The organism is Streptomyces sp. NPDC048349, from assembly GCF_040651925.1.
Taxonomy (GTDB): Bacteria; Actinomycetota; Actinomycetes; order Streptomycetales; family Streptomycetaceae; genus Streptomyces.
The window spans coordinates 1-13729 of record NZ_JBEZLA010000050.1; the positions used below are offsets into that span (position 1 = coordinate 1).

The 13729-nt window shown below is 70.7% G+C and carries 15 protein-coding genes and 1 pseudogene; 5 read left to right on the top strand and 11 right to left on the bottom strand.

Features of this window, described 5'->3' with window-relative positions; translation table 11 throughout:
• Positions 1-75: 75 nt before the first annotated feature.
• From AB0D44_RS24785 to AB0D44_RS24800, 4 genes are all read right to left on the bottom strand, one after another.
• Positions 76-666: a malonic semialdehyde reductase gene (locus tag AB0D44_RS24785; protein ID WP_362594785.1), complete on the bottom strand. Its 591-nt coding sequence runs from the start codon at positions 664-666 to the stop codon at positions 76-78.
• A 271-nt stretch (positions 667-937) separates the two neighbouring features.
• Positions 938-1159, bottom strand: coding sequence for an exodeoxyribonuclease VII small subunit (locus AB0D44_RS24790; RefSeq protein ID WP_362594787.1), 222 nt, complete (start codon positions 1157-1159; stop codon positions 938-940).
• Between the two features lie 67 nt (positions 1160-1226).
• Positions 1227-2441, bottom strand: a complete 1215-nt coding sequence (gene xseA, locus AB0D44_RS24795; protein WP_362594789.1) for an exodeoxyribonuclease VII large subunit — start codon at positions 2439-2441, stop codon at positions 1227-1229.
• Between the two features lie 33 nt (positions 2442-2474).
• The gene (locus AB0D44_RS24800; RefSeq protein WP_362594791.1) at positions 2475-3935 is read right to left on the bottom strand and encodes an APC family permease; all 1461 of its coding nucleotides are present in this window, start codon (positions 3933-3935) and stop codon (positions 2475-2477) included.
• Positions 3936-4021: 86 nt separating this feature from the next.
• On the opposite strand from AB0D44_RS24800, the gene AB0D44_RS24805 reads away from it, so the two are divergent.
• Positions 4022-5014: a 4-hydroxy-3-methylbut-2-enyl diphosphate reductase gene (locus AB0D44_RS24805; protein ID WP_362594793.1), complete on the top strand. Its 993-nt coding sequence runs from the start codon at positions 4022-4024 to the stop codon at positions 5012-5014.
• Between the two features lie 21 nt (positions 5015-5035).
• Positions 5036-5800, top strand: coding sequence for a polyphosphate--glucose phosphotransferase (gene ppgK, locus AB0D44_RS24810; protein ID WP_362594795.1), 765 nt, complete (start codon positions 5036-5038; stop codon positions 5798-5800).
• On the opposite strand, the gene AB0D44_RS24815 is transcribed toward ppgK, so the two are convergent.
• Positions 5797-6186: a DUF6542 domain-containing protein gene (locus tag AB0D44_RS24815; RefSeq protein WP_362594796.1), complete on the bottom strand. Its 390-nt coding sequence runs from the start codon at positions 6184-6186 to the stop codon at positions 5797-5799. The genes ppgK and AB0D44_RS24815 overlap by 4 nt on opposite strands.
• Positions 6187-6445: 259 nt before the next feature.
• Here AB0D44_RS24815 and ychF point away from each other — a divergent pair, with 259 nt between their 5' ends.
• Positions 6446-7534 carry a redox-regulated ATPase YchF gene (ychF, locus tag AB0D44_RS24820; RefSeq protein ID WP_362594798.1) on the top strand — a complete coding sequence of 363 codons (1089 nt, stop codon included), beginning with the start codon at positions 6446-6448 and terminating at the stop codon, positions 7532-7534.
• Positions 7535-7637: 103 nt separating this feature from the next.
• On the opposite strand, the gene AB0D44_RS24825 is transcribed toward ychF, so the two are convergent.
• The 6 genes and pseudogenes from AB0D44_RS24825 to AB0D44_RS24850 form a co-directional block, all read right to left on the bottom strand.
• Entirely contained in the window at positions 7638-8219 is a 582-nt protein-coding gene (locus tag AB0D44_RS24825) for a Uma2 family endonuclease (protein WP_362594800.1), read from the bottom strand.
• Positions 8220-8595: 376 nt separating this feature from the next.
• Positions 8596-8859 (bottom strand): type II toxin-antitoxin system RelE/ParE family toxin, encoded by a 264-nt coding sequence (locus AB0D44_RS24830; RefSeq protein WP_362594802.1) that lies wholly within the window; start codon positions 8857-8859, stop codon positions 8596-8598.
• A complete protein-coding gene (locus tag AB0D44_RS24835; protein WP_097874608.1) occupies positions 8852-9121 on the bottom strand; it encodes a type II toxin-antitoxin system Phd/YefM family antitoxin in 270 nt (89 codons plus the stop codon). Before AB0D44_RS24835 ends, AB0D44_RS24830 begins: the two co-directional genes overlap by 8 nt.
• 296 nt (positions 9122-9417) lie before the next feature.
• Complete coding sequence (locus tag AB0D44_RS24840) at positions 9418-10146, bottom strand: HEAT repeat domain-containing protein (protein ID WP_362594804.1); 729 nt, start codon at positions 10144-10146, stop codon at positions 9418-9420.
• Positions 10147-10349: 203 nt separating this feature from the next.
• Positions 10350-10718, bottom strand: a pseudogene (locus tag AB0D44_RS24845) (Uma2 family endonuclease); the annotation flags it as partial.
• Positions 10719-10730: 12 nt separating this feature from the next.
• Complete coding sequence (locus AB0D44_RS24850; RefSeq protein WP_362594806.1) at positions 10731-11723, bottom strand: SMP-30/gluconolactonase/LRE family protein; 993 nt, start codon at positions 11721-11723, stop codon at positions 10731-10733.
• An 83-nt stretch (positions 11724-11806) separates the two neighbouring features.
• Here AB0D44_RS24850 and AB0D44_RS24855 point away from each other — a divergent pair, with 83 nt between their 5' ends.
• Both AB0D44_RS24855 and AB0D44_RS24860 read left to right on the top strand, forming a co-directional pair.
• The gene (locus tag AB0D44_RS24855) at positions 11807-12244 is read left to right on the top strand and encodes a MarR family transcriptional regulator (protein WP_362594808.1); all 438 of its coding nucleotides are present in this window, start codon (positions 11807-11809) and stop codon (positions 12242-12244) included.
• Between the two features lie 223 nt (positions 12245-12467).
• The gene (locus tag AB0D44_RS24860) at positions 12468-13568 is read left to right on the top strand and encodes an alpha/beta hydrolase-fold protein (protein WP_362594810.1); all 1101 of its coding nucleotides are present in this window, start codon (positions 12468-12470) and stop codon (positions 13566-13568) included.
• Positions 13569-13729: the final 161 nt, after the last annotated feature.

Here is a 13729-nt window from a genome sequence, read left to right on the forward strand (position 1 = left end):
ACCGCGGCGCGCCCCCCCGCACGCGCGCCCCCCCGCGGCCGTTTCCGCCGTGACGGGGCTGCCGTGCGGGGCGGCTCAGACGGTGGTGACGACCTCGTCGAACGACAGGCGCGGGGAGCGCGGGAACCAGGCGTCCTCGCCCGGCTTGCCGATGTTGACGATCATCAGCGGGGTGTGGTCGGCGTCCAGGAACTCCTTCTGGATGCCGGCGAGGTCGGCGCCGGTCATCGGACCCGCGGCCAGGCCGGCGGCGCGGACGCCCACGATGAAGTACGCGGCCTGCAGCGCGGCGTTGAGCAGGGCGGACTGTTCGCGCACCGGGCGCTCGGCGAAGAACATGTCCTTGGCCTGCGGGAAGTGCGGCAGCAGGGCCGGGAGCTCCTCGTGGAACTCGTTGTCCGCGGAGAGGATCGCGACCAGCGGCGCGGCGGCGGTCTTGGCCTGGTTGCCCTCGGCCAGGTGCTTCACGAGGCGCTCGCGGGCCTCGGGGGAGCGGACCAGGGTGATGCGCAGCGGGGTCTGGTTGAAGGCGGTGGGGCCGAACTTCACCAGGTCGTAGATGGCCTGCACCTGCTCCTCGGTGACCGGCTCGTCGGAGAACGAGTTGGCCGTGCGGGCCTCGCGGAACAGCAGGTCCTGCGCGGCGGAGTCAAGAACGAGAGACATCGGAAAGCCTTCTTCCATACGGGGGTGAAGCGATGTCCCCGACTCTACGGCGGAAGTAGGTGAATTTTCAACTAAATGGGTGGGGTGGGTGACCGGAATCACCGTGGGGGCACGGTGGAGCCGGGGGATCTGCCGGAGCGCGAGGCGCCGGCCGCGGGCTCACTCCTGCTCGCCGGCTCACTCCTCCACGCCGGCCGCTGGCTCGGGGCTCACTCCTCCTCGGCGGCTCGGGGCTCGCTCCTCCTCGGCGGCCCCGGGCGCCGGTCCGGGCTCACTCCTCCTCGGCGGCCGCGTCGCGCGCCGCCAGCGCCGAGTCCAGCCGGGCCCTGGCCCCCTCCAGCCAGTGCCGGCACACCTTCGCCAGCTCCTCGCCGCGCTCCCAGAGCGCCAGCGAATCCTCCAGCGAGGTCCCGCCGGCCTCCAGCTTGCGGACGACCTCGATGAGTTCGTCCCGGGCCTGCTCGTACCCCAGTGCCGTCTCGGCCTCTGCCATTCCCCGTGCCACCTCATGTGTGTAGTGCAACGACTTTGTTGCGGCAGTATGTCGCCGCCACCGCCCGCTATTCCGGGGCGGCGACCCGTACGGAGAACTCTCCCTCCGCCACCCTCGCGCGCAGGGGCTCGCCCTCCGCGACCTCCTCCGGGGAGCGCACCACGTGCCCGTCGGCCCGCTGGAGCACCGCGTAGCCCCGCTCCAGGGTCGCCGCGGGCGACAGCGCCACCACCCGGGCGAGGGTGTGCGCGAGCTCCGAGTCGGCCCGGTCCAGCAGATGGCGCAGCGTCCGCCTGCTGCGCCCGAGCAGGGCCTCGAGCTCGTCCTCGCGGGTCTCCACCATCCGCTGCGGGTGGACGAACACCGGCCGGGCCAGCGCGTGGGCGAGACCGCGCTCCTCCCGGTCCAGCAGCCCGCTCACCGCGCGCAGCCCCCGGCCCTGCAGCTGGCGCACCCGCTCCAGCTCCTCGCCGACGTCCGGGACCACCTTCTTGGCCGCGTCGGTGGGCGTGGAGGCCCGCAGGTCCGCGACCAGGTCCAGCAGCGGGGAGTCCGGCTCGTGGCCGATCGCCGAGACCACCGGCGTACGGGCCGCCGCGACCGCCCGTACGACCTGCTCGTCGGAGAAGGGCAGCAGGTCCTCCACGCTGCCCCCGCCCCGCGCCACGATGATCACGTCGCACTCGTCGAGGGCGTCGAGCTCCTTGACCGCCTGGACCACCTGGGGCACCGCGTGCACCCCCTGGACGGCGACGTTGCGCACCTCGAAGCGGACCGCCGGCCAGCGGCGCCGGGCGTTCTCCAGCACGTCGCGCTCGGCCGCCGAGGCCCGGCCGACCACCAGCCCGATCAGCTGCGGCAGGAAGGGCAGCGGCTTCTTGCGGTCCAGCGCGAACAGGCCCTCCGAGGCCAGCGACCGCTTCAGCCGCTCGAGCCGGGCCAGCAGCTCCCCGATGCCCACCGGCCGTATCTCCGTGGCCCGCAACGACAGCTGGCCGCGCGGGGCGTACCACTCGGGCTTGGCCAGCAGGACGACGCGCGCACCCTCCGACACCACGTCCGCGACCTCGTCGAAGACCTGGCGGAAGCAGGTCACGCTGACCGAGATGTCGTGCGAGGGGTCGCGCAGCGTCAGGAAGACCACCCCCGCCCCCGGCCGCCGCGACAGCTGCGTGATCTGCCCCTCCACCCACACCTGGCCGAGCCGCTCGATCCAGCCCCCGATGAGCCGGGACACCTGGCCTACCGGCAGCGGCGCCTCGGCCGACGTATTCAGACCCATGGACGCAGGCTAGCGGGCGGCGCTGACAGCGTCTCAGGCCCGGGTGCCGGTGTCGGTCCCCGTGCCGGTCCCTGTGCCGGTCCCTGTGCCGGTCCCGGTCCCTGTGCCGGTCCCGGTGCCGGTCCCCGCGTCGGTCCCGGCACCCGGGCCGCGGTGGCCGCGCTGCACCACCAGCAGCCCCAGCCCCACCGCCAGCCACACCGCTCCCACCGCCTGCGCCGTCCAGGAGGCCTCCGCGATCACCGCGACCGTCACCGCCGCCCCCAGCACCGGAACCACCAGGTGCTTCCACCAGCTGGGCGGGCCCTCCCGGCGCCGCACGACGAACCAGCCCACCACCGAGGCGTGCAGCAGCGTGAAGGCGACCAGCGCCCCCACGTCGACGACCGACACCAGGTGGTCGAGCCCGTCGTCGCGCCGCGCCGCCCACACCGCCGCGACCAGCGTCACCGTGGCCGCCACCAGCAGCGCCGGCCGCGGCGTGCCGTCCGAGGTCCGCGCGAGCACGCGCGGCAGCCGCCGCTCCCGTGCCATCGCGAACAGCAGCCGCCCGGCGGCCGCCTGCCCGGCCAGCGCCGCGAACGCCGCCCCGATCGCCTTGGAGACCGCCACCAGGTCGTGCAGCCAGGCCCCGACCGAGGCCTCCACCGCGTTGTAGAAGGCCGGCCCCTGCTGCCCCGGCTCGGCCGCGAGCTCCGCCGAGGTGACCGGGCTGAGCAGCGCCACGAGGTAGGTCTGGGCGATGAACAGCACCCCGGCCAGCCCCAGGCAGAACAGCAGCGCCCGGGCCACCCGCGCCGAGCCCCCCGTCACCTCCTCGGCGAAGGAGGCGATCGCGTCGAAGCCCAGGTACGACAGCACCGCCACCGACACCGCGCCCAGCACGGCGGCCATCGAGAAGCCCAGCGAGCCGTCGCCGGTCAGCGGGGACAGCCAGCCGCGCTGGGCCCCGTCCCGGACCAGGACGGTCACCGCGGCGACCAGGAAGACCAGCAGCACCAGGATCTCCATGGCCAGCACGGCGAAGCCCACGCGGGCGGCCGCCCGTACGCCCCACAGGTTCAGCAGCGTCGTGACCACCACCGCCAGGGCGGTCCACACCCACCGGGAGACCTCGGGCACCAGCGCGTTCATCGCGATCCCCGAGAACAGGTAGGCGACCGCCGGGATCAGCAGGTAGTCGAGCATCGCCATCCACCCCGCGATCAGGCCGGGCCCCTCGCCCAGACCCTTGCGGGCGTAGGTGAAGACCGAGCCCGCCTGCGGGGCGACCCGCACCATCTGGGCGTAGGAGAAGGCGGTGAAGCCCATGGCGACCGTCGCGACGAGGTAGACGAGGGCGACGGCTCCGTGCGACCTGGCGTCCAGGGTGCCGAAGACCCCCACCGGGGCCATCGGCGCGATGAAGAGCAGCCCGTAGACGACCAGGTCGCGAAAGCCGAGGCTCCGCCGCAGTCCGGCCGGTTCCGTACGGGGCTCCGTCACGGACGCCATCGTTCCTCCGGGGGATGGGTGGTACGGACATTCGCCCCAGTCTCTGCCGAACGGGCGACGCCCGGCCTGCTGGAGACCCCCGTACGATGGAGCCCATGACTGCTCCCGCTTCCCGCCGTGTCCTGCTCGCCGCCCCCCGCGGCTACTGCGCGGGCGTGGACCGAGCCGTGATCGCTGTCGAGAAGGCTCTCGAGCAGTACGGTGCGCCGGTCTACGTCCGCCACGAGATCGTGCACAACAAGTACGTCGTCCAGACGCTGGAGAAGAAGGGCGCCATCTTCGTCGAGCGGACGGAGGAGGTGCCCGAGGGCTCCATCGTGATGTTCTCGGCGCACGGAGTGGCGCCGGTGGTGCACGAGGAGGCGGCGCGCGGCAAGCTCGCGACGATCGACGCGACGTGCCCGCTGGTCACCAAGGTCCACAAGGAAGCCATCCGGTACGCCAACGAGGACTTCGACATCCTCCTCATCGGCCACGAGGGCCACGAAGAGGTCATCGGCACCTCCGGCGAGGCCCCGGACCACATCACGATCGTGGACGGTCCGGACGACGTCGCCAAGGTCGAGGTGCGCGACGAGTCCAAGGTCGTCTGGCTGTCGCAGACCACCCTCTCGGTCGACGAGACCATGGAGACCGTCGACGCGCTGAAGACGAAGTTCCCGCTCCTCGTCTCCCCGCCCAGCGACGACATCTGCTACGCCACCTCCAACCGGCAGGCGGCCGTCAAGGCGATGGGCGCGGACTCGGACCTGGTCATCGTCGTCGGCTCGAAGAACTCCTCGAACTCGATCCGGCTGGTCGAGGTCGCCCTCGACGCGGGCGCGCGCGCCGCGCACCTGGTCGACTTCGCCAGCGAGATCGACGAGGCCTGGCTGGAGGGCGTCACCACCGTCGGCCTGACCTCGGGGGCGTCGGTGCCGGAGGTGCTCGTCGAGCAGGTGCTCGAATGGCTGGCGGAGCGCGGCTACGCGGACGTCGAGATCGTCAAGACGGCGGAGGAGTCCATCGTCTTCTCCCTCCCGAAGGAGCTGCGCCGCGACCTGCGGGCCGAAGCGGCCGAACTGGTCGCCGACAAGTAACTCCTTTCGTACGGTATGTCCATGCAGATCATGGGTGTGGACATCGGCGGTTCCGGGATCAAGGGCGCTCCCGTGGACCTGGACCGCGGCGATCTGGCGCAAGAGCGCCACAAGGTACTGACACCACAGCCGGCCACCCCCGACGGGGTGGCCGGCTGTGTCGCGGAGGTGGTCCGCGCCTTCTCGTGGACCGGCCCGGTCGGGGTCACCTTCCCCGGGGTGGTCACGGGCGGCGTCACCCGTTCGGCCGCCAACATGGACAAGCGGTGGATCGGCACCGACGCGGCGGTGCTGCTGTCGCGCGAGCTGGACGGCCTGCCGGTCACCGTCCTCAACGACGCGGACGCGGCGGGAGTCGCGGAGATGACGTACGGGGCCGGGCGCGGGCGCGGCGGCACGGTCATCATGCTCACCCTGGGCACGGGCATCGGCAGCGCCCTGTTCACGGACGGGCGGCTGGTCCCGAACACGGAGCTCGGGCACCTCGAGCTCAAGGGCCACGACGCGGAGACGCGGGCGTCGGTGAAGGCCAAGGAGGACGGCGACCTCACGTGGGAGCGCTGGGCGCACCGCGTCCAGAAGTACCTGGCCCACGTGGAGATGCTGTTCTCCCCGGACCTCTTCATCATCGGAGGCGGCGTCAGCCGCAAGCCGGAGAAGTTCCTGCCGCTGATCGAGGGCATCCGGGCCGAGATCGTTCCGGCGGAACTCCAGAACAACGCGGGCATCGTGGGAGCGGCGATGGCGGCGCGGACCCCGGCACAGGGGGCTCCTTCCGGCGTCTAGGCCACGCGCCGGGGCAGGCGCCGCCGCCCGATGAGCACGGCCTTGCGCACGACGGCGATCAGGGCCGCGACCAGGGTCCCCGCGTACAGCCAGCCCGCGTGCAGGGACAGCGCGGACACGAGCCCCATCAGCTGACCGCCGAAGCCGCCGGAGCCGCCCGAGATGGGCCAGACTCCGGCGGCGAAGGCGATGGGGACGGTGATCGGGGCGGTGATCAGGTCGGCGGGCCGTACCCACAGGGCGGTGGCGGCCGCGACGGGCAGGAACAGCAGCCCGTAGACGAAGAGCGAGGAGCCGAACAGCAGCCAGGAGATCCCGGCGGCCAGCAGCGTCCCGGCGCAGGCGAAGAGCCCGCCGCCGAGCCCGGTCAGCCGGGGCCGGGGCATCCGCCGCTTGTAGGGGGGCAGCGGGCCGCGGCCCTGGACGGGCACGGCCGCGGGCCGTGGCCCCCTGCGCTGGGCAGGGGGTCGCCGCGGGTGAGGGGCCGGTCGCGTCCTGTATTGCTCCACGCCTCCCACGCTAGGCGGGGCGAGCGCGGTATCGGTGTGGGGACACGCGTACAACGACTGCCACTCATCGGAAAGTAAACTGTCCGGTGGCCCACCCCCGGGCCGCCGCCCCCTCCAGCTACGGGAAGTCGCCAACGTGTCGCTCACGATCGGAATCGTCGGCCTGCCGAATGTCGGCAAGTCGACCCTGTTCAACGCCCTGACCAAGAACGACGTGCTGGCGGCCAACTACCCGTTCGCCACCATCGAGCCGAACGTCGGCGTCGTCGGCGTCCCGGACGCCCGCCTGGCCGTCCTGGCCGGGATCTTCGGCTCGCAGCGCGTCCTCCCGGCGACCGTCGACTTCGTCGACATCGCGGGCATCGTGCGCGGCGCCTCCGAGGGTGAGGGCCTGGGCAACAAGTTCCTGGCCAACATCCGCGAGTCGGACGCGATCTGCCAGGTCATCCGTGCCTTCAAGGACGAGAACGTCGTGCACGTCGACGGCAAGGTCTCGCCGAAGGACGACATCGAGACGATCAACACCGAGCTGATCCTCGCCGACCTCCAGTCGATCGAGAAGGCGGTGCCGCGCCTGACGAAGGAGTCCCGCCTCCAGAAGGACAAGGTCGCGGTCCTGGCGGCGGTCGAGAAGGCCCAGAAGATCCTCGAAGCGGGCGACACCCTCTTCTCCCACGGCATCACGAAGGGCACGGAGCAGGGCGACCTCCTCCACGAGCTGCACCTGCTCACCACCAAGCCCTTCCTCTACGTCTTCAACGTCGACGAGGACGAGCTGACGGACGACGCCTTCAAGGCGGAGCAGAGCGCGCTCGTCGCCCCGGCCGAGGCGATCTTCCTCAACGCCAAGCTGGAGCAGGACCTCTCCGAGCTGGACGACGAGGAGGCCCTCGAGCTCCTCCAGTCGGTCGGCCAGGACGAGCCCGGCCTGGCCACCCTCGGCCGCGTCGGCTTCGACACCCTGGGCCTGCAGACCTACCTGACGGCCGGCCCGAAGGAAACCCGCGCCTGGACCATCAAGAAGGGCGCCACCGCCCCCGAGGCCGCCGGCGTGATCCACACGGACTTCCAGCGCGGCTTCATCAAGGCGGAGGTCATCTCCTTCGCGGACCTGGTCGCATGCGGCTCGGTCGCGGAAGCCCGCGCGAAGGGCAAGGCCCGCATGGAGGGCAAGGACTACGTCATGCAGGACGGGGACGTGGTGGAGTTCCGCTTCAACGTGTAGTCGTTTCGTTACTGGTTAATTCGTCAAACGTGCAGTGCAGAAGGGGTCGGACCCTGACAGTCCGACCCCTTCTGCATTCCCGTGCTGACTTGGTGCTGACTTTTCAGCCGCTTCGGGGCGGCGTGAGCTTGTCGAGGTCCAGGCTGACCTGGAAGGGCACCGGGCGTTGCAGGGTGCCCCGGAAGATCCCGGCGGGTGCGTAGGCGCCGGTGGGTTCGTCGAGCTCGTAGACGTGGACGACGGGTGCCCCGTCCTCGTCCTCGATGCACCAGTAGTGCGGGATGCCGGCCTCTGCGTACTTGCGGAGCTTTACTGTGCGATCGCGATGGGCGGACTCCGGGGATACGGCCTCCACGACGAGCTTCACGTCCTCCGGGGCGTACCAGGTGCGGTCGGGGTCGTAGGGCAGGTCCGTCAGCAAGAGGTCCGGCTCGGGGCGGTTGCGGGAATCGAGGCGGATCGTCATCTCGCGCTCGACCTCGAATCCGGCCGGTGCCTGCGCCATAAGCGTGGTGGTCAGGGCGGTGACGAGGCGGCCATGCCAGGACCGCTGGGGCGACATCATGAAGACGAGGGCTCCATCGATCAACTCGGTGTGGCGGGGTGCCTCGGGGAGGCGGTCGAGGTCCTCCGCGAACCAGCCTTCCGCGCGCGGCGGGCGCATCCAGTCGGGCAGTGCGGTCATGGCTTCACGGTAGCGGCCCGCAGCTCAAGCTGGAGAGCCAACGATCCCGGCCAGAGGAGTTTCGGCAACTTGCCGCGCCCTAACCGGCCACCCGCCTCACATCCGGCCATGAGCGACAGATCGCCACAGTGGTCATCTCCGTGGCGGCTCTCGTCTTCTCAACGACAGCCGCGTTTTGGGCCCTCGTCTACAACCGACGTCAGGCGAGAGCGGTCGCGCACGCCAACGCCCTCACAACGTGTAACCGGCTTGTTGCTGAACGCTAGGTATCCGTCAAGCGTGCAGTTCAGAAGGGGTCGGCGCCTGCGGGAGTCGGCCCCTTCGTCGTCACCGTGCTGGATGGGTGCTGGATTTTCTGACGTCGGATCAGCTGGGGTCAGGTGTCATAGACGGTGGAGCGATGCCCGACGTGTACGACCCAGACCACGAGCTCTCCGTCGTCGATGGTGTAGTCGACCCGGTAGTCGCCGACTCGCAGTCGACGGCGTTCCGGTTGCGACACGAGCGCGGTGGTGTTGAAGCCGAGGGGATCGCTCTCCAGCTCGGTCAGCTTGGCCAGGATGCGCAGCGCCATATCGCGCGGGATCTTCCGAAGCTCGGCCTGAGCCTCGGGCCGGAAGACGGTTCGGTACTCACTCACCGCGCGCCAGCGTCTCCCTCATGATGTCCTCGATCGGGATGCCGGGGGCCGGGTTGGCCATGCGCTCGTCGATGATCCGGTTGATCTCGCGCTCTTCCCACTCCTGGTACTTGCGCAGCACCTCGATGGAGACTACGGCGGCGACTTCCTTGCCTCGGCGCGTAATGACTGTGGGCACGTCGTCGCGGTCCGCGCGCTCCACCACTTCCGCCAGGTGGGCACGCACGTCTCGGATGGACTCTACGGGCAGCGGCTGCGTCATGCGCCCAAGCGTACCGAGTGTGCCATGTGTACACCACTCCGCTGGTGCTGGATGTGCTGGATGTGCTGGATGTGCTCGATGCACTCGCCCCGTGCCGGATGGGTGCTGGATGGCCACGTCCAGAGCCGCGGTTCAGGTCAGACCCATGTGCTGAACGTTCCGCTGCAACGGCTAAGACGTGCGGTGAAAGGCCGTCTGACCTGCGGCGGAGCGGGTTGGGCGGCCTTTGCGGTCCGCATAGAGTCCGTAGCCGGTCGACCCGAAGGCGGCGGCTGGTGCGAGGCTCGGCGCATCGGCTACTGCGGGTGTAGGTCGGTTCGGTCGATCCAGGTAGGGGCGACGAAGACGTCCTCGCCGACCGGTGCCTCGGTGGCTTCCAGCAGGGACCAGGCGCGGGCCTCTTCGACCAGGTGCTCCCAGGGCGCACTCCAGTCGAGCTGCCAGTCGAGGCCGGGGCCGGAGACGCAGTACGTACGGCCGGCGTCCACCCGCCAGAACTGGGAGTAGAGGATCAGCTGGGAGTGGTCGGCCAGGTCGTTGATGATCGCCGTGAAGTGGGCAGAGGGCCAGCCGGGGCTGTCCGCTCCGCTGTAGGTGCGCAGGTTCGCGGTCAGGGAGGGGACGACGGGGCTGCGGGCGCCGAGTTCCGTCAGAGCCCAGCGGATGCCGTCGGGCTCGGTCCAGTCCGGCGGGGTGGCCCGTTCCAGGCAGGCGCGGTAGGCACGGCGCAGGGCCTCGACCGCGGCGTCGATCTCCAGGCTCGCCAGGGCCACGGCCGCCCATTCGCGGACGGTCGGGTTGTCGCTCTCCAGCAGCCTGATGAGGGCGGGGCCACAGCGGGGGTCGCCCACCTCCTGGAATACCTCGATGGCGGTCAGCTGACCAAAGCCGCCGAGGGAGGGCAGCCCGTCGATGACGGCGGGGATGGCGTCGGAGCCGATCCAGATCAGTTCCGCGCGGGCGTCGTAGGACTCGTCCGCCTTGCCGTCGAGCTGTTGGACGAGGGCCTCGAGGGGGGACGTCATGACGTTGCCGCGTCGGCGCGACGCCAGAAGGTGGGAGCCACCAGCAGAGCGCCGAACGGTCGTCGGGCCACGGGACGCGGTCCTCGGATCCCAGTCCTCGAAGGAGTCGCGTCAAACGTGCAGGTCAGAGGGGGTCGGTCTCTCATGAGCCCGACCCCCTCTGCATTCCCGTGCTGACTTGGTGCTGACTTGAAAGCGTCCTGTCAGCCCGGCTGGTCGGGCGCCAGCTTGTCGAGATGCAGACTGATCTCGAACGGCAGGGATCGCTGGAGCGTGTGGTGGAAGATTCCCGCCGGCGCGTACGAGCCGGTCGGCTCGTCGAGCTCGTAGACGTGCACGGCGGGGACGGTGTCCTCGTCCTCGATGCACCAGTAGTGCCGGATGCCGGCCTCGGCGTACTTGCGAAGCTTGACCGTCCGGTTACGGTGGGCGGATTCCGGTGAGACTACCCCAATGACCAACTGGACGTCTTCGGGAGCGAACCAGGTGCAATCCGGGTCGTACGGCGCCGTGGTCACGACGAGGTCCGGCTCCGGACGGTTGCGGGCATCCAGGCGGATGGTCATCTCTTTGAGGTCGCCGGGCTAGAGGCCGCGGACCTCGGCGATCGTGAACGTCGTGGGGGTGCCCGTGCTCGGGGTCATGGGGCCGTCCTTGTCGAACTGGGAGCGGACCACCAGGGTGCGGCCGCGGGTGTGGCTGAGGGTCGTGGGGATCTGCAGGGACGGGTCCGTGATCGTGTGCAGCAGGCGGGCGCGGGTGCCGTCCGCGGTGAGCTGCCAGCGGGACAGCGTGTTGGTCGTGTTGTGCGCCACGCGCAGGGTGCCGTCGGGGGAGAGGGCGAGGCCGTCCGCGGCCTTGAGGTCGGCGCCGCCGAGGTCGACCCGGCGGACGGCGCCGGTGCGCAGGTCCACGCGGTAGAGGTCGCCCTCGACCATGTCGACGGTGAGCAGGTAGCGGCCCGCCCGGTCCGAGACGATGCCGTTGAGGCTGAAGCCGCCCGCGGGCCGGGGACGCAGGGCCGGGGTGAGGTCGTGGGCCGTGGTGAGGGCGCCGCTGCCGGCGGCCAGCTGGGCGGGGGTCACCCGGTAGACGACTCCGCGGATGCTGTCCGTCAGGTAGGCGGTGCCGTCGGGGGTGATCGTCAGGTCGTTGACGAAGCGGGGCGCGTCGCCGGGCACCTCGAAGTGGGCCAGGCGGGCCCCCGTCGCGGTGTCGTAGACGGCGACCCCGGCGGAGGAGTCCGTCACCCACAGGCGGCCCCGCGCGTCGACGCGCAGGCCGTTGGCCGTGTGGCGGCCGTCCGTGCCGGCGGGCAGGAAGACCTCCGCCTCGGACCGGCCGGGACGGGCCCGGTAGACGCTGCCGTCCGCGTACGAGCCGACGTACACCGTGCGGGTGAGGGCATCCGCGGCGATGCCCTCCGGGTAGACCTTCGCGCCGGGTATGGAGAACGCCGTGGATATGCGGGCGTCCGTGGACGCGCCGGACCGCGCCGCCGTCGGAAGGGGCGCGGCCGCACCCAGGGTCAGGGCCCCGGCCAGGGCGGTGGTCAGGGCAGTGGCCAGAAGCTTCATCAGGTGTCCTCTACTGATCGGGTGTAGGCGAATGTATGTGAGAGCTCTAATGCACGCAAGGGTCGGGGCCGTAGGATGCGCTCATGACCTCCATGGCCCCCGCGGAGCGCATCGGCTCGCACATCAAGCGCGCCGAGCAGGCGCTTCTGGCGGCGAAGAACGCCGCGTGCAAGCCGGCCGCAGTAACGGTTCCGCAGTACGCCGCTCTGCTGTGGCTGGACGAGAAGCCCGGCATCTCCGCCGCCGCGCTCGCCCGGTTGTGCGGGGTCACGCCGCCGACCATGAACACCGTGCTGAAGAACCTCCAGGAGCGCGGGCTCATCGAGCGCACGCCCCACGAGTGGCACCGCAACGTGCTGGAGACCCGGCTCACCGACGAGGGGCGCACGGCCTTGGAGCGGGCGGACTCCGGTGCGGTGCGGGTGGAGCGGGCGCTGGCCGCCGCGTTCACCGGCGAGGAGCGCGAGCAGCTCATCCAGCTCCTCGGCCGGTGTGCCGAGGTGCTGGAGGGGCAGCGCTAGGTCGTCCAGCCGCGAGCGGGCAGCCGCCCGTTTCGCGGAGGGTCGTTTTGCGGCGGGACCAGGCGGGTTTCCGGGCGCGTTTTTGCTCGGATTGGGAACTGTGCTGGGATTTCGCACATCAGGACGATGGGGTGGCCGCTGTGCCCCGCCGCCTCCTGCTGTGTTGTTCAGCCGTTCTGCCCCCGGCCCCCGGGGGCAGTCAAGACCGTTCGGAGCGAAGTCCGTGCACCACGACCCGTACCAGCCGGAGCCCAGGCGTTCCCGCCGCCTCATATGGATCAGCGCGGTGGCCGCCCTCGCGCTCGTACTCGGCGGCGGCGGATTCGCCGCCTGGAAGCTCGACTGGTTCTCCGGCAACGGTGAGGCCGTGAGCTTCGGCAAGGGCAGCACCCCGCCCCCGGCCGCCGCGGACCCGCAGGCGCCGAGCCAGTCCCCGTCCGGCAAGCCCTCGCCCTCCGGCGACCCGGACGTGCTCCTGCCGACGGGCCCGAAGGCCGACTTCAAGCAGACCACCAAGCTCGACGACGGCACGATCATCGCCAAGACCCGCCTCGCGGGCGCGAAGTCCGGCTTCGAGGGCGACGTGTGGGTGTGGGCGCCCAAGGAGTACGACGACCCGAAGTACGCCAAGAGCGGGTTCCCGGTGCTCATCGCGCTCCCCGGCGGCAACGGCTTCCCGGCGAACTACTGGTCCGACCGCAGCCTCGGCCTGCAGAAGGCCATCAGCGAAGGCGTCCAGGCCGGGACCAGCCTCCCCTTCATCGTGGTCATGCCGGTGCTCAACCCGGACAACAAGTACTACTACGACGGCGCCGACATCCCCGGCCAGCCCAAGATGGGCACCTGGATCGCCGAGGACGTCCCGGCGTTCGCCAAGGCCAACTTCCGTACCTACAAGTCGCGCGACGGCTGGGCCTTCATGGGCTCCTCCTCCGGCGCCTTCGTGGGCATGAAGACCGTCCTGCAGCACCCGGACAAGTTCAAGGCGGTGATCGCCAGCGGCGGCGAGATCGTCCCCGACTCCCCGCTCTGGAAGGGCCACCAGGCGGAGATGGACGCGAACAACCCGGAGAAGCTCGCGCAGAAGCTGATCGACACCAACGGGCCCGAGGTCTTCATCAACTTCCAGATCGGCACCAAGGAGAGCGGGAAGGAGCGGATGGCGAAGTTCGTGCAGACGTACGGCAAGGGCCCCGTCAAGACGACCATCCGCGACATCCAGAACGGCGAGCACAACGGCTGGCACTACGTCCGGGGCATGAAGGAGGGCTCCCTGGAGTGGATCAGCAAGGTGCTCAAGGCTCCGAAGCCCGACGCCGCCTGACCTGGCTCCGCCTGTCGCCGCCTGACCCGGCGCCTGTCGCCAAGCCCGGCTCCGCCTGACCCGGCGCCTGACCCGAAGCCCGACGCCGCCTGACCCGGCGCCCGCCCCGTCACGTCACATCCGTCCCGGGCAACCCATCCCGTCGTTCATACCTCTGTAAA

Excerpts from the sequence above, each read along its gene's own strand:
- AB0D44_RS24785 (WP_362594785.1), bottom strand. The coding sequence starts at position 666 with ATGTCTCTCGTTCTTGACTCCGCCGCGCAGGACCTGCTGTTCCGCGAG.
- AB0D44_RS24790 (WP_362594787.1), bottom strand. The coding sequence starts at position 1,159 with ATGGCAGAGGCCGAGACGGCACTGGGGTACGAGCAGGCCCGGGACGAA.
- xseA (WP_362594789.1), bottom strand. The coding sequence starts at position 2,441 with ATGGGTCTGAATACGTCGGCCGAGGCGCCGCTGCCGGTAGGCCAGGTG.
- AB0D44_RS24800 (WP_362594791.1), bottom strand. The coding sequence starts at position 3,935 with ATGGCGTCCGTGACGGAGCCCCGTACGGAACCGGCCGGACTGCGGCGG.
- AB0D44_RS24805 (WP_362594793.1), top strand. The coding sequence starts at position 4,022 with ATGGAGCCCATGACTGCTCCCGCTTCCCGCCGTGTCCTGCTCGCCGCC.
- ppgK (WP_362594795.1), top strand. The coding sequence starts at position 5,036 with ATGCAGATCATGGGTGTGGACATCGGCGGTTCCGGGATCAAGGGCGCT.
- AB0D44_RS24815 (WP_362594796.1), bottom strand. The coding sequence starts at position 6,186 with ATGCCCCGGCCCCGGCTGACCGGGCTCGGCGGCGGGCTCTTCGCCTGC.
- AB0D44_RS24825 (WP_362594800.1), bottom strand. The coding sequence starts at position 8,219 with ATGACCGCACTGCCCGACTGGATGCGCCCGCCGCGCGCGGAAGGCTGG.
- AB0D44_RS24835 (WP_097874608.1), bottom strand. The coding sequence starts at position 9,121 with ATGACGCAGCCGCTGCCCGTAGAGTCCATCCGAGACGTGCGTGCCCAC.
- AB0D44_RS24840 (WP_362594804.1), bottom strand. The coding sequence starts at position 10,146 with ATGACGTCCCCCCTCGAGGCCCTCGTCCAACAGCTCGACGGCAAGGCG.
- AB0D44_RS24850 (WP_362594806.1), bottom strand. The coding sequence starts at position 11,723 with ATGAAGCTTCTGGCCACTGCCCTGACCACCGCCCTGGCCGGGGCCCTG.
- AB0D44_RS24855 (WP_362594808.1), top strand. The coding sequence starts at position 11,807 with ATGACCTCCATGGCCCCCGCGGAGCGCATCGGCTCGCACATCAAGCGC.